We start from the raw sequence: 23,663 nt of genomic DNA on the forward strand, positions 1-23,663 counted from the left end.
GGCGACGGGTTGGATGAGTGTCAGCCGCCGTCAACGGAGATTCGCCCAGTGACGGAGCAGGAGGCCGACGCTGGTGAGGCCACATCGCCAACCGCGGTTGATGGGTCAGCGTCGATGAAGACTGATGTGGGTGTGTCGATGCTGTCGGTGTATCGGCACGATGTGCACAAGTCGCGTGGCCGGTCGCATGCGGATGCGGCGGCGGAGTTCGCTGGCGTACCAGTGAACGAGCCAGTGCCACTGGGTGCTGACGGTGATGCGGCGTTGCTGAGTCGGCCGCGTGGTGAACCGGCGCAGTCCGTGAAGAATCACATCTCACCGTTCCGGTTGTCGCTCGTGACGGGTGAAACGGCGACGTCGGTGGGTCGGGTTGAAGGCGGGATTCGGAACGCGTTGGCGGAGCTGGTGCAAATCGAGGATCCGGTCGAGATGCACGCGGCGTGGTTGGAGTCGTCGGTAGCGTCGATCTTCAACGAATCAGTGTACTACCCGTACACGTCGCTGAAGTTCCACACGCTGCTGACGGCCGCCCTGGTGGATAACTACCGAGAGGGATACGGGTTCGACGAGTTGTACCTCGTGGTGGATCAGGCCGGGGATGAACAAACCGATCCCCGTGCCGTGCCGCACCGAACGGTGTTGCTGATGCCGTCGTTCGGATTGCGGGTCACTGGTGAGCCAGGTAAGCAGCCAGCGGCAAGGCTCGGTGCAGCGCCGGCGCAGTCCTGGGCTGACGTGTGGACCCGGCTGCCGGAGCATCCGTTCGATGTTGATGACGACCGGATGTGGCGCGTGGTAGATGCACAGTTGCGGCGGATCCGGTCGTGGTCGACGGCGTTGCAGTTCATCGAGGAGAGTTACGCATGGTGGCGAACGATGCAGCGCCGCTCCCGAATCGGAGGTGGTGAGCAGTGACGGTGATTCAGCAGGTACTGTTGGAACTGGAGTCGGATTACTACGGGCGGCCGTACCACATATCGGGGAACGCGCTGTACCGGGCGATTGCCCGGCGTGTGGACGCTGCGACGCGGCGGTCGTTGGTGGTGAGTCACGGTGTGTTCGTCCCCGGTGAGCACGGCGGGTACCCGGCTGAGCACTCCCAGTCTGGTGGTGCACCGTACTTCGGGACTGGGTTACGGCCGGTCGAGTCTTACGAGGACTTGTTCTTGTTCCGGGACGCGGCACAGCGGTGGCTGTCGGCGTCGCGGCCGCGAGACGCGCACAACACGCACCATCTTCACGTGCATGGTGGGCGCGTGGCGTTCTCGCCGACCGTCCGGTTCGGGCTGCCGCGCGAGTCCCGAAACTCCAAACGGACGATGACGTGGTACGTGCACTGCTACGTGCACGACGGCACCGGTAGTAGCGACGTCATCCCGCTCGACGATGACGTACTGGACGGACTGCGGCTCGGGGGTGCACGGAATTACGGGCTCGGGGAGACGAGTCTGAAAGACACGCAGACCGTCGATCTCGACGCGCTCGATTATGCCACGTTGGAGGACACTGAGGGGTCGTTCGAGTTGGAGTTGGTGTCGCCGTACGTGACGGGGAGTGAGTATCCAGGTGCAGATGAACAGTCGGTGCCGTGGTGGTGGACGCCGCGTCCGGGCGGACTGCGTCGACGCGAGGAACGACTCATCGAGGACAGTGACGTCTACGAGTTGGAGACGATTGACCACGGGCAGGTCGTCGGGTACGGTGGGCCGAATCCAGTCGAGACGGCGAAGAGTGGTGTGTTGCGGGTCGGGACGCACTCTCGATTCGGGTTCGGTGAGTTCCGGCTGCGGCCGGTCAATGAGGACCGCGTTCCGGAGCGTGCGAGCATCGCGGCCGCCCGTGAGTCTGCGGGAGGTGGGGAGTGATGGCGCTGGAGTTGGTGGCGTTCGACATCGAGACGACGGGGTTCGAGGTGCGTGACGAGGTGACGGTCGCCGGGTTTGCTGTGCCGATGGGCGTTCGCGTGTTCGTACAGACTGGTGGCCGAGCCGCGCGTGACGTGGAGGCCGCGGTTCGTGACCGCGTCGAGTCGCACGTCCAGGTGTCGACACACGAGTCGGAACGCGTGTTGTTGGAGGCGGTCGAGACATTCGCCGCAGAGCGACTGATCGAGAGCGATGTCCTGTTGGTTGCGTTCAACGGTGAGTTGTGGCGGTCTGGGTTCGACTTACCGTTCTTGCGGACGCGGCTTTCGCGGCGTGATGTGGAGTGGCCGTTCCGGGAGATGCCGTATGCTGACCTGTTACCGGTTGTGACGAACCGGTTCAACACCGTTGGCGAGGATGGCGAGTCGCGGTCGGATCTAGCCGGCGTGTACGAAACGTTGTGTGAGGGGCAGTACGGTAATCTCGATCCGTTCGCGGACAGCGGGGAAGCCGTGACGGCGTACGAGGAGGGGCGGTTCACTGATCTCGTGGTGCACAATGTCGCTGACGTCCTGCGGACGCGGGAACTAGGGACACTCGCGGAACGGTACTGCTCGAAATCCGATTTCAAACTGAAATCACTGACTCCGACACGTCATGATTGATCAACATGCGATTCGCCGGACGGTGACGGTACGGGCGCTCGCTCGCGCCGGAGACAGACAGAGTTGGTAGTGCCGCTGGTGCGGATTGAAGTGATAACCCAGCAGGTTGCGGTAGAGCGGCGCTGTACCAATCGATGAACGAAGCCCGAATTGAGATACGACATGGCAGACGCTGAATCACGACCTAGTGCGGATGAATCGAGCGGCGCAAACACAGATACCGACGAGACCGGGGTGACCAGTCCCCGTGAGTGTCACGAAACAGTGGATCCAGACACGCGAGACGACGTGCTGGAAAAGTACAAGCACCGCTGTCAGGCGTGCGGGCGGCGCGGCCCGGGGAAGGGTGGCTTGGCGACACTGCATGTCCACCACATCGAGCGCGACCCGGACGGGATGGGCGAGCACGACCTGGAGAACTTGACGTTGCTGTGCCGGTCGTGCCACAGCTGGTTCCACCAACAGTCCACACCGGAGGATTCGCCTGTCGAGATCACTGAGGAAGATCAGAGCGTGCTGCTTCCTCAGGACATCGAGATCCTGCGGTACTTAGCGGAGAATGGTCCAGCTCGAACGGGAGACATCGCGTCCGGGTTGCCGAGCGATCACTCCGTGTCCGCGGTTCGTGAGCGGTTGTGGGTGCTCATGGGCCTCGACAACCTCGTCGAAACCCGCGAGCGGCAGATCGTAGACAAAGACGTCGAAACCGGCGAATGGGGCCTCACTGAGCAAGTGGAGAACTCGGCTCGTGGCCACATTCCAGATGATCCACAACTGTTGCTCCAGCGGATGGAGGACGAGCAGGTCAGGCAGGCGCTCGACCGCGGGTGTGATCGCAGCGACATCATCGACGTGCTCGGCATCTCACGGCGCACCACGTTCAACAAGAAAAAGCGCGCCTGTGCGTACGCATTCCCGTTGTCCGCGTTCAACCGCGGTGGACGGCCGACCGACAGCGAGCGGTCGGAACGCAGCACCACTGTGACCGACACAACAGCAGGAGCGAGCGACGAACAGCAGCGTCTCGATGCGGTGGCCGAACAAGACCCTGACTCGCTGGGCCGCACCGAAACGTGGGGGACGCCTGAGCCAGACCTCGAAACTGGGTCCTCGGATGAAAGCGTGGAAGGTGCAGGTCAGACGGTGAATGAGAGCGATGCTGACGAAGAACTGCGCGCGCATTTGCAGCACGCAATCAGCGCGTTACAGGAGGTGGATAAAACGTTGAGCGGGTAGGGGAGTATCCATCTCACCGGTAGAAGAAATCGCTGCACTGGCTGGAAAAGGCTTATCTCTCGGTTATCTGTTGGTTGTGCTGTGTCATCAGATCTTGATTTCACGGTTTATGCTATCAAGCTCCAGCCTGCGGGTGAAACTGGCTTCTTTGAGGGCTGTCGTGATGCGGAGGTTATTGGGACGGGATGGGATCCACAGCGTTCGTGTGCCTCTCCAGGAGAGATAGAACAGGCGCATAAACAGGTCGGGAAGGACCCGGATCATAACCGGACGATCAACAGTGGCGCTCTGCGTCATGAGCTCCGGTACATTGTGAAAGAGATGAGTGATGGTTCAGGTGACGCACCGCATGACTATGTCTGGGTCAACGAGGGTAGCGAGTTCGCACTTTGCAAAGTGACCTCAGAGTGTACGACTAGTCACGATGTTTCCGAACCTCTTCGGGAAGAATTGACTAACGAGAACGGAACCCAGATTCATAATATCCGGCACGTGGACTGGACAGATATTCCAGTAGAATTTGTACCCGGATATGTCAAGCGCAAGTTCACCGGTCGATTCGGTACACTAAACCGGATGAAGAAAGGCGTCGATGACGACGCAAGACGAGTCATTCAGGAATTACACTCTGTTGACGACTTCGATGGTGAGCGAACACTGGATTTCGAGCGCCTTGAGACGAAACTGGAGTCGATGGGGTCTGGAAAGCTGTTCAGTATTCTCGATGCAGATGATACCGAGGAAGTGGTCTTAGACTACCTGCAATCAAACGGGTGGCGAATTACAAAATACTCCACAGGAGACTCCCAAGCGAAATACGAGTGTGAACTTCGACGCGTAACGAACGGTGGTCGGGAAGCTGGATTCGTCCAGGTGAAATCTGGTGATGCGTCGCTAACTCCGGCGGAGTACTCTGATTTGACTGATGAGGGGCGCGTATTCCTTTTCAGCAGCCCGAGTGACGATGGTGGACAGCAATTGAGCGTGGATCAAGAGGGGCTCACTGTGATCAACCCTGAGAAATTGGCAGACCATCTTCGGGAAAATGCGCGGTGGCTCCCAACCCCGACCTTACTTCGACTCTCATTTTCCTCGTAGAGATTATTGTCTCTCAACCGAATTTTGAATCGTGATCTCGTGGGTGATTCTCTATGGACAGGGGTGACATTAGCAACTGGGCGGAGGCATACGACGAAAGTTACGATGAGGAACTCCACGAGATCGAACAGACGCTTCACGAAACGCTTCAAGAGCAGAGGTACATTACGCAATCGCAGCTTCGTGATGTGATCACGTGGAAATTGGATAATCAAGCGGGGCGTCGAAGCGGGAATATTGAACGAGTGAATCGGGTTCCCGATGCGTTTGTGCGGCGGGTAAGCGAGGCTGCCTTGTTGGTTGATGATCCCGAGGTACAACTCAAGACGCTGTCCTCGATTCCTGGAATTGGGTCTGCGACAGCGACAGTCGTGCTCACGTTCTATGATCCGGAGCGGTACGCTGTGGGAGATCGGTACATGGTGGATTTGTTCTTCGGCGAAGATCGCCAGATGCGGGTGACAGATTATCCAAAGCTGCTCTCGGAGTTGCGTGATCGGAATCCGGGAGGGTTCGATCTTCGAACGGTGGAGAAGGCGTACTATCAGCGGTATCGAGAAGAGAACGGTATCACGTAGGCCAACGGTTGAGGAGTGCGAGTGTACAGATTGTTGCGTGATCTGTAGTTACTCAAGAGATGACCCCGGGTCTGCAAGAGTGACTGAGTCTCGTGCGTTCGTTGCTCCTGGATCGTACCCTGCGTCTTGGAGGTTCGAGAGGACGTCGTTGATGGTTTCGAGGGTGTTGTACAGGTTTTCTGTGGTGCGGCCGTTGCTGAGGAACTCGTTACTATCTGTGTTTTCGACGAGGAGGTTGGCGTGGGCGACGTCGTTTCGGAGGTCAGTGACTTCGTGGAGTCGGGAGTCTGCGCCGCCTTTCGTGGAGAACCCGCAGGTTTGCCAGCAGGCTTCGACGCTTGTGACGATGGTTTCGAGCGTGGAGAACTGTGCATAATGGATCTCCTCTAAGGCGACGTTGGCGGCTTGGGCGTCTTCGTACCGGTCTTCGATGTCGTCGAGTTCGTCTGCGGTGACGGGCGTGGTTTTCCAGTCTGGTTTCGTGTCGAGGATGAGTTCGCGGAGGTGTTCTTCGAGATAGGTGATGCGGTCGAAGAGGTAGATTCGGGCGGGGGCGGTGTTGAGATCGGCGCGGGTGAGGATACCGGTAACGTGGTTGTGGCCGCCGAGAAAGTAGACGGGGTTCTCGATGAGGGCGGACAGGACATCGGTGAACGAGGTGTCGCCGCTGATTATGTGGCCGATGGTCAGCGGGGTGAGGTGGTCCTCAAGGGTGTTGCCGTCGTCGTCGGTTGTGACGTCGTCTTTGTGGATGAATCCAATTGGGTCGTCGTTCGCGTAGACCGGGGCGGCGTCGTAGCCGTTCTCGGCGAGCCACTCGGCAGCGGTGCCTGGTGGTGTGTCGTGTTGGAGGTGTTCGACGGAGTGGGTGGCGAGTTCGGCTGCGGTGCAGTCGTAGAGGTCGCGGGGCATATTGCCCGGTGGGACGCCGAGGGTAGTCAAAATGAGGGTGCGGTAGAGAACGGGCGAAGTACCAACCCACCACAAAGTTAATACCTGTAAGACATATATTTCTATTTGATTATGCTCAAAGGGCATTTTGAGTCGGCGGGGGCGAGTATCGAGTACGGTGCTGCGGGCTGCCTCTTCCCCGTCGACGACCTGGATGCGACGGTGCACCAGTACCGAGATGCCCAACTCGCGCTCGACGACGTCGATGGCTCAGACGTCATCGTCGTTGCCCCAACGAGTCTTGCAACCAGTTACTTCCTCACCCAGCACGCGCTGACCGTAATCCCCGTCGACAGTCTCTCCACTGCAGTTCAGACCCGGCTCGCCACCGAGCTTGACGACCCCATAGACACGTTCGAGCTCATCCAGATCGGCAAGTGGAACAGTACCAGCGCAAATCACTCACTCGCCGAGTTCACCGACGCCTGACCCCCAACGCTTGGATGTACTGAAGCAAACAACGCCAGCAGTACACGACTCCCAATGACTGAGACACTCGCCGACGAGTATCCCGAAGCCGCCCCGTACATCCAGCAAGCCGTCGACGAACACGGTGAAGACTGGGTGTTGAAGAATTACTACCAGCAACTGTACCTGCTCGGACGCGTGATGGCGATGCCCGAGAAGGACGAACTCCCGTTCTACGACGCGGACGAGCACGACACGATGACGGAAGGCGAGCGGGTCGAAATGTATCAGGCGTGGGCCGAGTATCGGGAAAACCTCCGTACCGGAACGAAACTTGGCGAGTGACGACCACCCTACATTTTTCTCGACGGTAGTTCTTGAGTGACGTATGGATTCAGATCGAGCGCGTGGAATTCTACTTGGGTTAGCATACGGAGACGCGCTCGGACGACCAGTCGAGTTTACGTCCGCCTCAGAAATCGAGACTGAGCACGGACGGCTCGACGAGATGGTCGGGCACGGCACGTGGAACCAGCCAGCCGGGACGATCACAGACGACACCGAACAAGCGCTGTGTATCGCTCGAAGTCTGGTCGAACACCAAGCGTTCGATCCGGCAGATATCTCTGAGCGGTTTGTCGCGTGGTACGACAGCGGGCCGTTCGATATCGGGCGGATGACGATGCGGTCGCTCAGCCGCCTCAAACACGGCGACGAATGGGACGAAGCAGGCCAGCACGTCTGGGAACAGAGCCGAGAAGGGCAGAACGCGGGGAACGGGAGCGTGATGCGGTGTCCACCGCTCGCCATCCCCTACGCGACAGACTGGGACCGACTCGCAGAGGTGAGTCGGCAGTCCTCACAGATCACGCACGCTGACCCACGCTGTACGGCGGGCTGCGCGATTCTGAACCTCACAGTGGCTGGCCTCCTTGCCGATGCGGAAACGCCGCTAGAGGATGCCCTCGACTATGTCAGTACGGACGTGCCTGATGAGCTCCTGACGGCATTCCGTCCGCTCGCTCGTGGCGAGTCGCCGGACACGCTGGAAACGTCGGGGTACGTTGTGCATTCGCTGCAGACGGCACTCCACGATGGCCTCGTCGCGGACAGTGCCGAGGACGCGATTGTGACAGCGGTAAACCGTGGCGGTGATACGGACACGATTGGCGCGATTGCGGGTGCGGTCGCTGGGGCGCGGTTCGGTGCGTCACAGCTCCCGGATCGATGGCTGGGTGCTATCGACGAAGCCGACGAACTCGAAACGTTGGCTGAGCGGCTCGTGGAGGTGCCGTGATGTACGTCCTGGCGTTCGATCGGGACTGGACCGTGGACGTGAATCCGCATCCTCAGCGAGAAGCGGTGCCATTGGAGTGGGTGCAGTACTGGGCACACGAGGCCGGGCATGAAGTCTGGGCTATCGGGAATCAGGACCTCGTAGAGGAAGCAGACATCCCTGGCACAGTAGAGTCGATTCGGCAGCGTGACGGACACGTCGATGCGCTCGGCGAACAAGACGAGTACGGGTACTACGAGTGGTGGCCTGAACGTGAAGAACGCCTCCACATCCTCGCAGAGTTGTTCCCGGACGCCGAGGGATACATCGCCGTCGACGATCTCGATTTGGGGCACGTCGATGGCTGGGAGCACTACCACGCGTGGGACTTCGTCGAACACGTCCGGCAAGGAGAGCTCGGGCTGTCAGCACCGCCCTCGACGGACCTGGCTCCGGATGGCGGGTTTGAATCCGGTGACGCAGTTCGAGACGTCCTTGAAGAGGGATACGTGTTCGAGCTCACCCACCAGACGGACGGTGAACAGAAAACGCATCTGGTCACGCATTTTGAGCCGGATCGCCCATCGATGACCCCGTTGAAGGGGCCGCCAGCGTTCTGGTTCGAAACCGTGGGCGGTGACGAGAAGTTTTCCGTTCGGATCCCCGAGATTTCGGCGTTACATTCTGTCTCGTACGAGCGCCTCGCGGATCCGTTGGCGGGAGCTGCGTTCGCGGCGGTTCGAAAACAGGTCGAAGAGGATCCTGCGTCGGTGGACGAAGATACGCTCCAAACGATGCTGTCTGATGCGCCAGCGGACGTGGCGAATGTGGACCGCCGTGAAGCGCTCCGCCTGGCGATGGGCGCAGTGAAACACCGGGCGGACGCCCGCGAGGTCGCTGTCAATGCGACGTTCGCGTTACTGGGCGACGAGCCGTCCGCACTTGACCGAGCGGCGCTCCAAGCACTACACGAAACCGCGGCGGACGACCCAACGGTGCTGAAAGAGCACGTGGCAGAGTTAGCAGCGTACGCGAGTCAGGACTCGATGTACCAGGCAGCTGCGACGCGCTGCTTGATGGAGCTCGCGGAAGCTGACCCGGCGAGTGTTCTCGACGCCGTCCCTGCCTTGGAAGCGGCTGCGACGGCAGAGACGGAGGCAACACAGAGCTACGCGGTGTACGCACTCTCCTGCGTTGCGGAAGCGTATCCTGAAGAAGTATCCCCCGCGATTGATGCCTTGATCGAGGCGATGCAGAGTGAGGATGAGACGGTGCAGACGAATGCGTTAGCGGCGCTCGGGAAGATCGCGTCGAACTACCCGGACGGCGCTGAACCCCCCGTGGACGAGCTAGTGACGGTACTGGACGCCGACGCGAAACGCGTTCGGAATAATGCGGTCGGGCTGCTCGGTGACCTCGCGCAGGAACACCCGGCGGTCGTGATCGAGTACGCTGATCAGATCGCAGCGCGGCTGGAGGATAACAATATTCAGGCGCGTGTGAACGCGTCGATAGCGCTCCACCGAGCAGGTGAGGCATCTCCTGCTGCGATTCGAGCACAACAGGATCGGTTAGAGTCTGCGTTGGAGGATTCGAGTCCGGAAGTCCGGGCGAACGTGTGCTCCTTGATCGGGAATGCGTACGTGAGCGTGCCTATCGATATGCTTGAAGAAGTGAAAGAGAACGATCTGGACGAGACAGTGCGCGAGCGAGCGGAATGGGCGATTTCACGTCTCGACTGAGACGTGTAGGGCGAGTCAGCATCGGCGACGAGTCGAGACTCCAAATAACACCGAGTCCAGTCGTCTCATATTGCCAGGGTGAACTATAGCCACGAGAGGCCAGTGTTGAGTTCTGCGAGGAAAGATGGCCGGATCTGAACCGTGGGTGGGAACGAGAGTTGTTCGCCTTCTCGGTCAAGGATTGTTTCGCGGAGGAATGGATGGGCTGGGTCGAATGCGGGGCTTGCTTGGATCCGGTAGTCGCTGTCGATGGTGAACAGCGCGGCGTCGAATGCGCGGTGGTGCAGCGAGTTCAATACGAGAACGTTCTCCGGATGTTCGGCGAGTTCGGGGCGTTGACTTCGTGGGAGGATGTGTGCGAGATCGAGCAGCTCATCTTCTCGAATACCGGTCAGGGTACAGACGTGGTCATACCGGTCGAGTATGTCTGCCCGGAAGGCGTCACTCACAGTGATTTCGGACGTTTCATAGCGTCGAATCCGGCCACTGGAATCGAGGGATTCTCCAGTCGGCCACTGGGCGATCTCTCCGGTCTGGACCCAATGCTGCCAGACGTCCGGTGCCTCGCTGTCGTCGTTCTGCCGGGCACGGTCGTGCAGCCACGTGACTGGGACAGCGTTGGTGTTGAGGATCGAGAAGTGGAACTGATAGTTCGGTACTTGCGTGCCGTCATCGGCTTGGTACGCGTGAACTTCGAAGTGGTCGGGAACGCAGAGCCCGCAGAAATCGACGACACCTGATTCGGGTTTGCGGAACACGAGGACGGGCGGGACATTCTCGCGCCGCCCGGCCGCAGCGTTGTCGAAGGCGGCCTTGATTTTCTGGTTCTGGGTGGACTCGTCGTAGGGGTTCGAGGCCTTGGCGTCGCCCCAGTAGCTGATGTACCCGGCGTTGACCGCGAGCGTGTCCTCCCACGGGTCATCGTGCTGGGAGATGCCGCTATCGTTCGAGACCAGCACGAGCGCCGCGGGCGTCTCGGACCGGTCCGCGCCGAGATCACGGATGCCGCCGGTATTCTTGATGCCGCTGTCGAGCGGGCCACGGATCCACCGCAGGAACTGGTCGTCCGAGTTACGGTAACTCCCGGTGTCACGGTATTGCTGCCCGACCCGAAACGCGTGTTGCATGATACCACGGCATAACGTCTGTCAGTCAATAAATGCCTGCGTGCAACTCGTAGTTGGCGGACGCTCGTCAGTTCGGAGAGTTGCAGACGCACACGCCGCCTTCTCTGATCTGGTCAGTAACGTACTCGTGGACGCTGCGAGCGAGTTGCTGCATCGTTTCCGCTTGTCGTTCTGTGGGTCGCCGGCCACCGTAGTAACTGTCTGTGCGGTTGGTGTCGTACAGGTCCCGGAGTTCACGTGTCGTCGTATCTGAGAGGAGGCCGAGGGCGGTTGCGCGGTCGTAACAGGTGGTATGGTCGTGGAAGTCGTTGAGATTGTCGCCGCCTTCGGCTAAGGCGTAGGCTTCGACTGAGCGTTCGGTCGCGCCGAAGCATAATTCGATTGTCGCGGTGTAGAAGCCCTGGTCGGAAAGGGTATTGACCGCCGCCAGCAGTCGGCATGCTTTCGTCAGCTGGGTTTTCCAGTCGGCGTCGGAATTGATTACTTCTTCGCGTATCGGAACGCCATATCCTTCTTCGTTGAATGCGTCGATGGCTGCGGCGAGTGCGTCCACGATGGCTTGCGGGTCGGATTCCCTACTCATCGAGATCACCGTGGAACACCATCTTCCGAACCGTCTCGAATTTCTCTGAGTCGTAGACAACGAGACCATCGCTGAGTACGTCTTGGAGCTCGTCGGTATAGTTCGGGACAGCTGGCAGTGATTCGATGTCGATCTCGTATGCGTATCGACCGGTGTCGAATTCCTGATCTTCGAGGTCTTGTCGAACGCGGTTCGCGGTTCGCTGATTCGCCATCCGGTCGTCTTCGACGAGGACCCACAGGTCGATGTCACTCCGGCGGTCAGCGTCGCCGCGCGCGACACTCCCGTACAGGACGATCCCGATGACGGTGTCGAGTCGTTCAACTAGCTCGTCGACGGCTTTGCGGACTGGCCTGTGGAATTCGGCCTGTGGAATGCGCAGGAACGGATCGTCAGGGCGAGATAACCGCTCGGGATTGATTTGTACCAACCGCGTGTTCCCGTCGCGCCGGTCGGTAACGAGGTCGTTGGCGGCTAAGATATCGACGGCCTTGGTGATGGTCGGCTGAGAGTAGTCTACCGCGTTAGTCAGTTCGGTGATAGAGAACTCGTCGGTATGATATCGAGTTAAAAAGGATAGAATATCGTGAACGGCCTGACTTTTGAATATACCCGAGTCCTGAGCAGGGATGTCAAGCGATATCGTCGCCCCGGTCCCTCCGGAAGTATTCGACTTGCTTTCCATACAAAACTGTTCGGACGGCCAAGTACTTAAACTTCATATTGAAACTGGTATTCTGCTTATAGGGCTGGTGCTGAGGGCTAGGCAATCGCGCCGGTGTCTTCGGCGACGACCGTTCCCTCTTCACAGACTGGGCAGTGTTCGTCGACGAGTTCATCGATGGTCTTGACTGCGTTTGACCGGCACTCTGGACACGCTTTCTCATCCCGATCAAAGTCCAGGTCTACCTGCGTTTCACAGTGGATACAGAAGCAGTACGTGTTGAATCCGGTTCGACGGTCAATCTCTTCTTGGGATGCGTCCTCGCCGATCACTTCTCGCGCTCGCCCCATCTCTCCGGGATGTGGACAGAGGATGCGTTCGCCGTCGTCTGCAATCGCGTACATGTAGTACCCCCAGCCGGACGGCATCTCGAACTCACAGTCCGGATTCGTACAGTAGAACTCGAATATCTGGGGCATCGATTCGGCGGTACATCAGGATACCAGTAATCAGTTTCCCTGAGCCGAGTCGTATTCGGCCTGGCAGCGCTCCGTAGAACCGCACACCACCTTGCTGTGCTGGGTCGTTACTTGTTCCAGAAGGCTCCGATTCGGTCGTCGAGATGAGTGAGTACGGTGGCGAGTATGTCCCGCCATTCGTTGGGGTAGTCCTTGTCTTCGCCTGGTATCGATGCATCTAGGGGTGGGTGGAAGTGCTCGCGGGTGTTGTGGTCGAGTCCGATTCACCCGTCAATCTTATCGTGATATTTGGCGAGGTACACTGTCAAATCAGCACCGGGAACAGGGTATTCAACACCGTACGTGAGGTGGTGAGAGGATAGTTCTAACGAGATAGTGTGTGTTGGCGGGAGAATTGGTGTGATGTCCCGTAACCGTTTGATTGAGGTTGAGAAGTCGTGGCTAGATGGGTGGGTGCTGAGAATCTCTTCGGCTGGGTATGAGTATTGGAACGAGTCTTGACCACCGTTCTTTCCAGAGAATTGAATGTGGTGAGTGCTGTGGTCGAATTGTATCTGTAGTTGCTTAGACTCGATGAGACCCGTGACATCAACTGCACGGTCAAGGACACCGTTCGGAAGGGAAAACTCCGTTACTGAATCTGCATCGGGAACATCAGGCAGACGGTGAGCGGTGGATTCGTCGAATGTTATATGTCGATAGGTTAGGCCAGATGACTGCAAAGTGAGGGTTGAGTTTTCTGTCTCAGGGGGGAGTCGGATAGTGATGTCCGTGTTGGGAGTGGCAGACAAGAATTGCTTGACGTGTCCAATACGCACCCAGTAGGAACCGGTGACGTCGTCAATGGAGAGTTCTGGAGCAGAGGTTGGTACGGAGTGATCTAGATATGTGGTGCGGTCTTCTGAGCAGGCACGGAGTCTGATCGAATCTGGGGAAACATCAATCCGGCATTCCCCGTCTTTTCTGACGGCGAATATGAGGCGGGTGAGTTGCCGAAGGGTGGTGTAGGCTGTATGTATTGGCATCAGTTGTGCTCACGGTGATAGGCGAGAGCGTCGGGCGACGCGGGACCCTCAAGTGCGAGATTATGAAGAACCTCCAGCAGCTCCTTTTGATTCGTATCGAGTTCGAGCCCGAGTCTCGGTGACGGGACGGTATTCACGATTTTATAGAGATTGTAGAAGAGTACGGACATGTGGAAGTAGAAGCTTTTCCGCGGTGGTTTGTCCGTGTCTGTTGCGACATCGAACTCGTTTTTCGCCATTCTGAACATCGACTCGATTTTCGCGCGTTGATTGTACTGCCAATTGATGAGCGTGATCAACGACTCGCGCGCGTCAGGGTCGCCAGGCAATGACATGTCCGAGTAGAACGCTCGAATCGGATCTGGGGTGTCCGCTTGGCTGTTGTCCCCTGAGTACCCTAGCAGTTTGACGGGCGGGTTCAGGTTGCCGTACCCGGCACTCGGTCGAACTGCCGTGCTGCCCGGTTCCAGTTCTGCACGGAGACGTCTGTAATCAGAGTTCTGACCAACTGGGTTACTATCGTCTTGTGCGCAAATCACCCACTTCCCCGGTACGAATTCTCGACAAACTTCGATGTCCTCTCGGCCATCGAAACCGCGGTCAGCCATGAAGAGTTTCACATCTACCATCGAGGTCAGGGTTCGAAGGAAGTTCTCCAACACGCGGGCGCGCTGAGATTCAGACTTGAGTAACCGCAAGCCAAAGGCAAATTCGAGATCCGGGTCGGTGAATGAGAGTGAGGCAAATCGCCATCGACCATCTGCGGTAAGGAAGAACTCGTCATACACGTTCAAGCCGAGACTCTGCACGTCAGTGAGGTCATACGAGATCATCACCGGGTCAGACACCACCCCAGACTTGATGACGTATTTTAACAGCGCCTGGTTGACCTCATCGAACATTTCGTCGATCCGCCACAGTCTCAACTCGTCAATATGCCTGCGGAGCGTCGATCCAGCGAACGCGTCGGTGAGATCGAAGGCATGCTGCGCCGTCTGGCCGTAGTTCTCGATACTTTCTCCGTGTCGGGCAGCGTACGCGAACACACCGACGAGACTTCTGAGTGTCCGCGATTTATTCGAACTCCGCTGGAAGCTCAGATTCTCAACGACCTTCTGTAACAACTCCTCAACGAGATTGTACAGCGCTAACCCCCTTGTTACGGGCGAGAAATCAGCTGCCGCGGGTCCCGCGTCGTAGGACAATTCGTACCGCTCTCTGACTGCTTCTGGGATCGGGACGCCGTTCCGGAACAACGCGTGAACTGCGATGAAACACGCCTCACGAAGCACCTCAAACGTGTCGGTCTCTTTCAACCGCTTCGCTGCTTTCCGGTACGTTGACCCGCCACGGGCGGGATAAAGGCCGAACTGTTGGAGTTCGGCAGTTGAATACTGCGAGACGTGCTCTGCTAACTGCTCGAATGAGCTGTGACCACGGGCAATTCGAATCAGTAACGCGCGCAGTTTGAACAACTCACTTTCGCTCACAGCGACTCCAGCGGTCTGCAGCGCAAGCTCGGTTACATCACAAAGTGCCTCATCGAAAACGGTGTCCACAGTGCGATCAGCATCATCACTGGACTTCGACCAGTTTTTCTGCGCCATCGCTACGAGCAGCGGTTTCCGGAATTCAATCGCTCGCTGCCCACCACTCGGATGCGAAATGGAGACATCATCTGTGGCGTCCGGATTAAACGTCTGAAACTCGTCTACGCGTTCCTGCTTCGAATAGGGTGTTTCATCAGCGAACGAATCTTGATGTCTGGCCATTATGCGTACAATTCTAATTCTCTGAACCACCGACCGATAAACCCTCGTCGGGAGGACCACTACAATCGCCTCCGATAATTCTAGACTGCGTCCGCTTGATCACGCCACCGGCGATAAACCCGACGTAGAAGCTCCGTATCACCATTGACTCTCTATTCATATCGAGGTGAATATTTTTGAGACGGAGAATATCGGTGGTAATAGTCCCTGTAACATGGTTTTCCGATTACTGCCATACTACGCGTGAAACGGTTGCTGTACGGGAAGGCAAGATCGCGTATGGGTCATTACTCAGGCGAAATGGCCGGGTGCGTGACCAGCCGAAGAGGCATCACCGTTCAGGCTTTACGAAGAAATCATTGAACAGGTCGTGAGACTGCGTCTGGTGGAACAGCTTGTCGTGGTGACCGAACCTTGATTGAAATAATCCGCTTTGATGTTAATACCCGCGCCGTATGTTGATTCCAAATCTTTCATTGATGAGGGCCTGTTGTCGTCAGCTCTGAGCAGGCAATTGAGGTGCCTGACCTCAAGAGACTTCAGAAAAAGCCAATTCTGCCTTAGAGTCCTGAATATCCCCGAATTCGTAGACTTTGGCGAACCAGTCTATCTTAGCTGAGTAATTCAGCACGAGGTTTTTAAAGTGAATACAGATTACCCTGGATTGCAGGATGATAACCATGAAGCTGAACAATCGTAAAGAAACAGAGGCGAGCAACTTCCTCTCCGCAGGTGTCTCCAGATGACGCGTCATATCGATACGTTCATCGATGACTCAAAGAGCGTCGATGAGCTGCGGCGAGCGAAGGTCAATCGTACCGATGAACGAGGTGCCGTCGGAGTTCCTGTCTTCCTGACCGCGGAAGAGCTTGAGCAGCAAGGAATCGATCCAGAAGAGACAGATGAAGTGCTGCTTCGTGTTGAGGACGGATTCCTACTGCTGGATCACGTCGATCCTGACGAGTGAGACTCACCGCTCTGTCCACTTCCGACGGAGACGTTTGATCGACAAGAGATTCAGTAGGTTACCGAGGAGATTGTCAGTGGGCTCTTCTGTCACTTCCCATCCTTCATCGCGCAGGTACGACGCAATTCCAGGTCGGTGATTTCCTCCGCACGAGATGAGAACCGAGTCATACTCTTTTGCTTCTGTGATCTGCACGATTTCTCGCGCCATCGCCACGTCTCGGTCATACATCGCTCGGCCCTCGATAAGGAGGAAGTACGAGAGTGCCCATACAAACCCGAAACACAGGAGTGTGAGGACCACACCGGCGAAAACCAGTTCTCGGAGTAGCTCAGGGGCTACTCGGATCAGTATCCACTCGGCAGGCTGTGCGACCAAGCCCAGCATGAGTCCAGCGAACAGTGGTGAGAGGAGGAAGAGTCCGCCACGTTGCCACCGTGGCACCATTTCGTAGGTTTCGTAGACAGCCGCGTCGATCCGGTCGTGGACTGGGAGCCCCTGCTCCTTCGCTTGTTGTTTGAACTCGTCGCTGGAGCGGTACAGCCGGCTGTACGTCGCGCCATAGACAACGTGCCCGATGGCAAACAGTGCGTAGAGAGAGTCGATATCTCGCTGGAAGTAGTCCTTGTCATGACCCTCACGAAAGACGGCGTCATACTCTGACAGGTCCAGGTCCAGTAGAGCCTGTTTGTCTTTCTTCGAGAGGTGAGTTTCACCCTTGATCAACGCTTCTGGCATACTCAGTTCGTTGCGTCGAGGATGGTCAGGTCCCGCTGCAAGTGAGGTTCGATTTTGGGGCTCCGGCAGTCGAGATCGACCTGTTCGTGTTGCCAGTGGCGACCATGCTTCCCGTTCCAAACTCCGTAGACAGTCACTTTCGGGAGTTGAACGACGCCGAACAGGACCGCAAGGTAGTACAGTAATTCAGCTGCTTGCGTCCACGAGCCCGTGACTTTCCGTGGGACGTCCACCGGGTAATCAACGTGTTGTGCTGGAACGCCAGCGTCGAGGCTCCTGTCGACGAACCCGTAATCGTTGCTGAAGAGTATGGCTTGCTTCCGACTGTTCTGATTGAACTCGTTGTACGCCTCGATGATGGCTTCGTCTCCAGTGTCACACTCAACGATATCGACGGTCCGGTTGGTCCGGAGGCGGCGGTATTCGTACAGACCGAGGAATCCTTCTCGGTTCGCGCCGGCTGGCTGGTTTTCTAGGCGAGCGAATTCCTCCCCGAAGGCCTGTGTTAACTCGTGAGTGTTGTACTGCTTGAAGTGCCAGTCTAATTCTTCTTTGACACCGGTTGCGAGTGCGTATCCGTTGGTCGGTCGTCGATCACGCTCATCGGTGCCTCCCGTCTCACTGTCGATTCCAAGGACCTCAGGAAGACGCCAAGCAATGATGTTCGCGTCCAATCCGACGACAACAGGGTCCTGGCCGGATTCGAGATCGGCGTACCCATAGCGTTGAGTGAATTCCTCGACGGAGTCGTGATTGTTGAGTGGGACGTGGCCACTGGCGACCATCGTCCGGGTGTACGTCTCGGCGTCTGGAAGGTCGTTGTAGGCAGCTTCACCGTGTTTTGCAGGAATCGTTTCACGGTTGTCTTGGTACGTCATCGTGCCCTGTGTGAACTGAACTGTCGCTTGCCCATCGTCTTCCAGGTTTATCTGGACGAGTTCGCCGATGTCCTCGCAGGGGTGTTTGACGGAGATTGATTCGACACCCTGGTCGTAGAGGGCGTTGAGGAGGACCATCAGCCGTTGGCGTTCAATCTGCATTACAGCACCTCCTTGAAATCGATTAGGTCAGTGGCAGTGCGCGGGATTTCGGCGTAAAACTGCCCGTAGTAGCCCCCTGCTTTCCGGTGGAAATAGAAGACGTGGTCAGCGTCGAATTTGAATCCTGCCTGGAACGCGATGGCAGACATGAATTTCCGACCAGGAGTAACATCAACAGCAATCGTGTCCCCGGTCTCCCGAGCGGCTTCGATAGTAGATCGGTAGAACTCGATGATGTCGGGGAAATCAGTCTCGTCGTCTAAGTCGTGAACAGAGACATCAGCGTCGCCACCATAGGCATCAACGATTACTTCGAACCGGTCGGTGGCTTTAGCGACGTACTCAGCGACACCGGGATTCGACAGCACCCAGATCTCATCCGGGACGTACCCTTGGTCACAAGCCGCGGTCACCGGATTCAGAATACCGGGCATAGTAGGAGTACCGTTGGTCACCCAGATCCGAGCCATTAGTTCACAAGAATTACTCCACTATCAATAGTGTTCGCGTGACTGAATCTCGACCGCCACATACGGATTTCAGAAGATTCGCCCGCAGGCTCCTTTGAGTCCCTCATGGTTCGTTCATGACGAAGAACGCTGACGAGCAAATCGAAACGCTTCGTGAGAAGATCCGAAACGGCAAACGTGAGCTGGATAAAGCCAATCAGGAGGCTCTCTTGGAGTTCAGTAACGAACTCTTCCTCATACCCAGTCAAGTCGGGGACCAGCGGCATCTCAAACTCCTGCGACACAATGTGAGAATGGCCGAGCACGGTGGTAGTCCGGTAGAAGCGCTTGAGAGTGAGGATGCTGCAAAGAAGATCGTCCGTTGGATTCATCGTACGTACGACAACGCTGAGACCAATCGTGATTATCGAGTCGCGTTGAAGCAATTCGGGCGACGAGCCACGGACGAAAACGGAGACGGTCCACCGGGATCAATGGAGTGGATCCCGTCGAACACTCCGAGTACGTACGACCCGGCTCCGGAACCCAGCAATATGCTTCAGTGGAAAGAGGACGTCCTTCCACTAATCCAAGCGACCCGCAACCCTCGTGATGCGGCTCTCATCGCGGTTGGATGGGACGCTGGTGCGCGCTCCGGTGAGCTACGCGCTCTTACTGTCGGAGACATCACCGACTACGAACACGGCTACCAAATCACCGTTCAGGGGAAGATGGGGCAGCGAACAGTTCCACTCATTCCAAGCGTCCCGTTTCTCCAACGATGGCTTGCCGCCCATCCGAGCACCGACGCTGAGGCACCGCTCTGGAGTAAACTGACCGAACCGGAGGCTCCCAGTTATAACGCGCTTCGGACAGCTGTGAAAGACGCTGCCGACCGAGCTGGAGTGAACAAACCAGTGACGTTCACGAACCTCCGCAAATCCAGCGCGTCTCATTTAGCCTCACGCGGACTGAATCAGGCACACATCGAAGATCACCACGGGTGGACTCGCGGAAGCGACGTCGCCTCCCGATACGTCTCAGTGTTCGCAGACGATACCGGCCGGGAAGTCGCTCGTGTCCACGGCTTAGAGATCGACGAGGACGAAGAACCCGACGCTACTGCGCCGGTCGAATGTCCTCGATGTCACCAACAGACACCCCGAGAGATGGACCGCTGCATCCACTGCCGACAGGCGATAGACAAGGAAACAGCAATCCAGCGAGAACAGACCTGCGAATGGTGTGGCTCATCGATATCGGACTACTCCGACCATATCCCGAACTGCACTCGTATCAATGTCGATGAGGGGAAGATGCAGTGACACATAATTACTCGCTTCAATTATCCTGAGTTGTTCTGAGAGCGAGATCCATTTTTGAGATACTGGCACCAGTTGGTAGCGGACGGATTTTTGTGAACCGGTTGTGATGGCTACCAGCATATGGTTGAGTACAAGAACCAACATTATGTGCCCCGCTTCTACCTGAGGAATTTCTCTGATGATGGTCAGAAGATCTGGCTGTACAATATGCAGGCGAACAGAGAATTTACAGAGCCGATATCGAGGGTTTGTGCCCGCGACTATTTTTATAGTGACGAGACAGACGTTGAGAAGGAAATCGGATCGATTGAAAGTGCACTGTCAAAGGGGCTGGGAGAACTGCTCGCAATTCAGTCAGTGTCCAAATTCCAGACAGAGAAGGAATTGAAACCCGATTGGCTCCGAGTGCTTCAATTTCTGACGTTTCAGGAGGCACGTACTGCTCTCTCGAAAGAGGAGATCGAACAGGATGGTGAGGTAATGTTTGAGACGTTTGTCAGAGCGGGTATTGAAGCTGGAGAGCTAGATCCGGAACTTCTGGAAGAGGTTAGAGAGGGGAACGTATGGTTAGAGCATGAACAGAGTCCGCAACTGCTCCCGATGCTCTACCAGCTACATTGCGCACCACTTCTAGCAGATCTTTGGGGGACACTGCTTGTGAATAAAACTGGCACCGAGCTGGTGACAAGTGACCACCCTGTTGTTCGCCATAATCCCTATTTCCTCGGGGAAGGCCATCCACAGGAAATCGGATTACAGAGCAGAGGACTCCAGATTTACTGTCCCCTCACCAGCCACCATTATCTCCTACTTCATGATCCGGAATGTTATGAAATCGAATGTAGTTCGGAAGGGGTGCGGGAGATTCATGATACAGCGGTGATTAATGAGTTGAATAAGCTACAGATTGTCAACTGTGACAATAATGTCTTCTATGGCACAGAAGGACGACAAGAGGAGATGGATTGTCTGTGGGAGCAGCTGGGAGAGCTCGCAGACACAAACCGAGACGACCGAGGAACGGTTCGGACGGAGGGAGGTATCGGTGTGTACACTAAGATATCGGCTCCCCGGTTTTGTCCTGAATTACCATTTGTCGAAAAAGAATCAAATATCGAATACCAGCGAGAAAGAGTCGAGGGTGCTCTTGAGGAACAAGAAGAATTCTGGGAGGAGCAATTTGGAGACTTTGTCTAATTGCTAACAACTGATCGACCGGCAGTCTATAATAGATCTAGCGAATACGAGCAAAAACTGAGGTAAACGGATTCAGATTCCGCACCAATGTGGAGTACCGTTCGTTACCCAAATTCGGTCCATTGTCTGAAGAGGATCACGCCGCCATCGAGGTACAGAGGCTCTCACACGTGAATGTGTGGGCCGAATATATTTTGGAATTGGTGAAATTTAGTTGGGTATGGATTCGAGCATAGGAATCGAGTGGACGGTGGAGTGGGCAACGCCTCTCCCGAATGGTGATGGCTGCTACGACAACTTGGTGTTGAGTCAGGAACAGGCTTATGAGTACGGTGATGAGCTTGTGATGTCGTTACGAGTAGACGACGAGGTCTTGCGGGGAGAGGGACTGGACCCGGAAGAGCCGTTTGTGTGGAAAATTGAAGGCGGAGAGTTAGTGATGAAGCAGATCTCTCGGCAGGTGTTTGAACTGATCGCGGAAGATGACCGACACGATTCCCATTACGCCCGTCAAGTCTTGGAGAATCGAGCGAGACGGAGGCTCCGCGGTTCACTGTAATGGCTGAGATAGTGACACTTGAAGTAGTGCGGAATCGTATGACATAGCCTATCGTCTCCCTCTACCGGTGCGGACTACGTGTCGCTTGTTCCGTGACCCTCCTATCGAAACATTCCTTGAATTCTGCTGTAGTGAACCACCAGATGGCATCGAGCGACGAGTAGTGTGCGACAACCTGGTCAAATGTGCCGGAGACTGCTGCCCCGTTCATCCGCTGAGGTAGTATCTCGGCAGCTGGAATATTTGAGGAATCCGACGAGTGCGTCGGTTACGAACTCAATGCATCCACGACGTCTTCGACCGTGACCAGTCGAAGATCGTCCCTTTCTGCAGCCGCTTTCTCGACTGAGGCTTTGAATCCGCTCCGCGAAAAGAGGGCGTACTCCTCAACGCGGTCGCTGCCGTCGGTCGGCGTCCATCGGAGTTCCTCGGTGTGACTCTGAAGTTTCGAGAACGCGTCGTAGCCGAGCGGTGACTGCTGGAACTTGCACTCGCCGACGATCAGCGTCTCGTTGGTCGTGAGGCCGACGACGTCGATCTCGTGTTCGCCGTACCACCACTGGCCAGTTTCGGTGATCGTGTGCTTGGGGTACAGCGAGCGGAGCGCCGAACAGCACAGATCCTCGAACGACCGGCTCACGAAGTCGGCTAACTCCGGTTCGACGAGCGCGTCGTAGGCGTTCTCACCGAGTTGGTCGTACTGCTCGCCGGTGCCGTAGACGAAGTGGAACCAGAAGCGGAAGAACGGGTCTCGGATGCGGTACCGACTGCGCTTGCTCCGCTCTTTCCGCTCGGTGATCGGGACGTGCTGATCGACGAGCCGGAGTCGAGACAAGCGGTTGAGATACTTCGAGAGCTGGTTGTAGTCGATCCCAGTCGTCCCGGCGATCTCGTTTCGACTGGTGCTCCCCCCGGCGATGGCCTCTAAGATGGAGAAGTACCGCGTCGGTTCGGTGAGTTCCATCCGGAGGACGTAGTCCGGTTCGTCGTGGAGGGTGCCGTGCCGGGAGAGGATCGTCCGCTGAACGTTCTCCGCCAGCGTGGCGTCGGTCGAAACCTCTTCAAGGTAGTACGGGACGCCGCCGAACACGCCCCAGGTAAGGACTTGCTCGTCAGCGGTGTAGGCGTCGTCGAAGAAGTCCATCGCGGCGTCGAAGGGGAGCTGTCGAACGTCGAGCTTGAGCGACGAGCGACCGTACAGTGGGCTGTTCCCGAGCAGCGCGGCCTCCTCCATCATGCTGATCGACGACCCGACGAGGACGAACGTCGCAGCCGAATCGTCGAGTTCGTGGTCGAACATGGCCTGCAGCACGGACGGGAGACTCGGGTCCTGTTCGACGAGATACGGGAATTCGTCGAGAACGACGATAGCATCCTGTTCGGCGAGGTACCCGAGAACGTTCTCCCAGTCCTCTCGGATTCTCGTCACGCCGGGGTAGGACTCAGCAGCCGCGTCGATGAACTGCCGGAGCTGGAGGGCGGTTGTCTTCTGCTTCGCCTGGTAGACGACGGCGTCCTCGTACTGTTTGATTGATTGTTTGACGAGCGCGGTCTTCCCGAGTCGTCGCCGACCGAATATCACCGCGAGCTCGGCATCGCTCGACTCATAGAGTGCGTGGAGGCGGGAGAGTTCCTCCGTTCGGTTCACGAACTCGACCATACTGACCGCACTCCCTCGACGATAATAATACTTCGCAGTATCGTACTCTGAAGTTTGATACTCCAAAGTATCATATTCTGGCTTTGGTAATCTGAGCGCTGCCCCACGTGACAGACGTGATCCGAATCGAATATTCCTCCGAATCGGACTTGGCGAGTGGCCAATCCGCTGGGTGTTTTAAGTACCTGTCCTGCATATTAGCTGTTAGTAGCGGCCAAAAACGCAGATAAGCGGGTTTGGATGCCCTCGGAGGTGCCCT

Annotated in this window: 24 protein-coding genes; 14 read left to right on the top strand and 10 right to left on the bottom strand. The window is 57.0% G+C overall.

Annotated elements, in window-relative coordinates; all coding sequences use genetic code 11:
- The first annotated feature begins 48 nt into the window (after positions 1-48).
- The 6 genes from HBOR_RS06400 (at position 49) to HBOR_RS06425 (ending at position 5,442) form a co-directional block, all read left to right on the top strand.
- On the top strand, positions 49-915 hold the full coding sequence (locus HBOR_RS06400; RefSeq protein ID WP_013440547.1) for a hypothetical protein: 867 nt from the start codon (positions 49-51) through the stop codon (positions 913-915).
- Positions 912-1,865, top strand: coding sequence for a hypothetical protein (locus HBOR_RS06405; RefSeq protein WP_006054138.1), 954 nt, complete (start codon positions 912-914; stop codon positions 1,863-1,865). The genes HBOR_RS06400 and HBOR_RS06405 overlap by 4 nt, the downstream gene beginning before the upstream one ends.
- Complete coding sequence (locus HBOR_RS06410; protein WP_006054139.1) at positions 1,865-2,530, top strand: 3'-5' exonuclease family protein; 666 nt, start codon at positions 1,865-1,867, stop codon at positions 2,528-2,530. Before HBOR_RS06405 ends, HBOR_RS06410 begins: the two co-directional genes overlap by 1 nt.
- 162 nt (positions 2,531-2,692) lie before the next feature.
- Positions 2,693-3,766 carry an HNH endonuclease gene (locus HBOR_RS06415; protein ID WP_006054140.1) on the top strand — a complete coding sequence of 358 codons (1,074 nt, stop codon included), beginning with the start codon at positions 2,693-2,695 and terminating at the stop codon, positions 3,764-3,766.
- A gap of 81 nt (positions 3,767-3,847) precedes the next feature.
- Positions 3,848-4,864: a hypothetical protein gene (locus tag HBOR_RS06420; protein ID WP_006054141.1), complete on the top strand. Its 1,017-nt coding sequence runs from the start codon at positions 3,848-3,850 to the stop codon at positions 4,862-4,864.
- Between the two features lie 53 nt (positions 4,865-4,917).
- Complete coding sequence (locus tag HBOR_RS06425; RefSeq protein WP_006054142.1) at positions 4,918-5,442, top strand: hypothetical protein; 525 nt, start codon at positions 4,918-4,920, stop codon at positions 5,440-5,442.
- A gap of 48 nt (positions 5,443-5,490) precedes the next feature.
- Here the strand turns inward: HBOR_RS06425 and HBOR_RS06430 are convergent, their stop codons facing one another.
- Positions 5,491-6,354, bottom strand: coding sequence for a CBS domain-containing protein (locus HBOR_RS06430; RefSeq protein WP_006054143.1), 864 nt, complete (start codon positions 6,352-6,354; stop codon positions 5,491-5,493).
- A 111-nt stretch (positions 6,355-6,465) separates the two neighbouring features.
- On the opposite strand from HBOR_RS06430, the gene HBOR_RS06435 reads away from it, so the two are divergent.
- The 4 genes from HBOR_RS06435 to HBOR_RS06450 are packed head-to-tail and all read left to right on the top strand — an operon-like array spanning position 6,466 to position 9,819.
- The gene (locus tag HBOR_RS06435) at positions 6,466-6,822 is read left to right on the top strand and encodes a hypothetical protein (protein WP_006054144.1); all 357 of its coding nucleotides are present in this window, start codon (positions 6,466-6,468) and stop codon (positions 6,820-6,822) included.
- 54 nt (positions 6,823-6,876) lie between these two features.
- A complete protein-coding gene (locus HBOR_RS06440) occupies positions 6,877-7,146 on the top strand; it encodes a hypothetical protein (RefSeq protein WP_006054145.1) in 270 nt (89 codons plus the stop codon).
- A gap of 43 nt (positions 7,147-7,189) precedes the next feature.
- Positions 7,190-8,098 (top strand): ADP-ribosylglycohydrolase family protein, encoded by a 909-nt coding sequence (locus HBOR_RS06445; protein ID WP_006054146.1) that lies wholly within the window; start codon positions 7,190-7,192, stop codon positions 8,096-8,098.
- Complete coding sequence (locus HBOR_RS06450) at positions 8,098-9,819, top strand: adaptin (RefSeq protein WP_006054147.1); 1,722 nt, start codon at positions 8,098-8,100, stop codon at positions 9,817-9,819. The genes HBOR_RS06445 and HBOR_RS06450 overlap by 1 nt, the downstream gene beginning before the upstream one ends.
- Positions 9,820-9,902: 83 nt before the next feature.
- Here HBOR_RS06450 and HBOR_RS06455 read toward each other — a convergent pair whose 3' ends face one another.
- From HBOR_RS06455 to HBOR_RS06475, 5 genes are all read right to left on the bottom strand, one after another.
- A complete protein-coding gene (locus HBOR_RS06455; RefSeq protein WP_006054148.1) occupies positions 9,903-10,946 on the bottom strand; it encodes an HNH endonuclease in 1,044 nt (347 codons plus the stop codon).
- A 67-nt stretch (positions 10,947-11,013) separates the two neighbouring features.
- The gene (locus HBOR_RS06460; RefSeq protein WP_006054149.1) at positions 11,014-11,529 is read right to left on the bottom strand and encodes a hypothetical protein; all 516 of its coding nucleotides are present in this window, start codon (positions 11,527-11,529) and stop codon (positions 11,014-11,016) included.
- On the bottom strand, positions 11,522-12,214 hold the full coding sequence (locus tag HBOR_RS06465) for a nucleotidyltransferase domain-containing protein (protein WP_006054150.1): 693 nt from the start codon (positions 12,212-12,214) through the stop codon (positions 11,522-11,524). The genes HBOR_RS06460 and HBOR_RS06465 overlap by 8 nt, the downstream gene beginning before the upstream one ends.
- 77 nt (positions 12,215-12,291) lie before the next feature.
- Positions 12,292-12,672: a hypothetical protein gene (locus HBOR_RS06470; RefSeq protein ID WP_006054151.1), complete on the bottom strand. Its 381-nt coding sequence runs from the start codon at positions 12,670-12,672 to the stop codon at positions 12,292-12,294.
- Positions 12,673-13,696: 1,024 nt separating this feature from the next.
- Positions 13,697-15,469 carry a hypothetical protein gene (locus tag HBOR_RS06475; protein ID WP_006054153.1) on the bottom strand — a complete coding sequence of 591 codons (1,773 nt, stop codon included), beginning with the start codon at positions 15,467-15,469 and terminating at the stop codon, positions 13,697-13,699.
- A 742-nt stretch (positions 15,470-16,211) separates the two neighbouring features.
- Between HBOR_RS06475 and HBOR_RS06485 the strand changes: the two genes are divergently transcribed.
- Positions 16,212-16,436 (top strand): hypothetical protein, encoded by a 225-nt coding sequence (locus HBOR_RS06485; protein ID WP_006054155.1) that lies wholly within the window; start codon positions 16,212-16,214, stop codon positions 16,434-16,436.
- A 3-nt stretch (positions 16,437-16,439) separates the two neighbouring features.
- On the opposite strand, the gene HBOR_RS06490 is transcribed toward HBOR_RS06485, so the two are convergent.
- The 3 genes from HBOR_RS06490 to HBOR_RS06500 are packed head-to-tail and all read right to left on the bottom strand — an operon-like array spanning position 16,440 to position 18,684.
- Complete coding sequence (locus tag HBOR_RS06490; protein WP_006054156.1) at positions 16,440-17,174, bottom strand: hypothetical protein; 735 nt, start codon at positions 17,172-17,174, stop codon at positions 16,440-16,442.
- Positions 17,175-17,176: 2 nt separating this feature from the next.
- Positions 17,177-18,214: a hypothetical protein gene (locus HBOR_RS06495; RefSeq protein ID WP_006054157.1), complete on the bottom strand. Its 1,038-nt coding sequence runs from the start codon at positions 18,212-18,214 to the stop codon at positions 17,177-17,179.
- On the bottom strand, positions 18,214-18,684 hold the full coding sequence (locus tag HBOR_RS06500) for a CRISPR-associated ring nuclease (protein ID WP_241432308.1): 471 nt from the start codon (positions 18,682-18,684) through the stop codon (positions 18,214-18,216). The genes HBOR_RS06495 and HBOR_RS06500 overlap by 1 nt, the downstream gene beginning before the upstream one ends.
- A gap of 116 nt (positions 18,685-18,800) precedes the next feature.
- Here HBOR_RS06500 and HBOR_RS06505 point away from each other — a divergent pair, with 116 nt between their 5' ends.
- From HBOR_RS06505 to HBOR_RS06515, 3 genes are all read left to right on the top strand, one after another.
- Complete coding sequence (locus tag HBOR_RS06505) at positions 18,801-19,988, top strand: site-specific integrase (protein ID WP_006054160.1); 1,188 nt, start codon at positions 18,801-18,803, stop codon at positions 19,986-19,988.
- A gap of 120 nt (positions 19,989-20,108) precedes the next feature.
- A complete protein-coding gene (locus tag HBOR_RS06510) occupies positions 20,109-21,185 on the top strand; it encodes a DUF4238 domain-containing protein (protein ID WP_006054161.1) in 1,077 nt (358 codons plus the stop codon).
- A gap of 220 nt (positions 21,186-21,405) precedes the next feature.
- A complete protein-coding gene (locus tag HBOR_RS06515) occupies positions 21,406-21,744 on the top strand; it encodes a hypothetical protein (protein ID WP_006054162.1) in 339 nt (112 codons plus the stop codon).
- Between the two features lie 268 nt (positions 21,745-22,012).
- On the opposite strand, the gene HBOR_RS06520 is transcribed toward HBOR_RS06515, so the two are convergent.
- Entirely contained in the window at positions 22,013-23,404 is a 1,392-nt protein-coding gene (locus tag HBOR_RS06520; RefSeq protein WP_006054163.1) for an ATP-binding protein, read from the bottom strand.
- Positions 23,405-23,663: the final 259 nt, after the last annotated feature.

The organism is Halogeometricum borinquense DSM 11551, assembly GCF_000172995.2.
Lineage (GTDB): Archaea > Halobacteriota > Halobacteria > Halobacteriales > Haloferacaceae > Halogeometricum > Halogeometricum borinquense.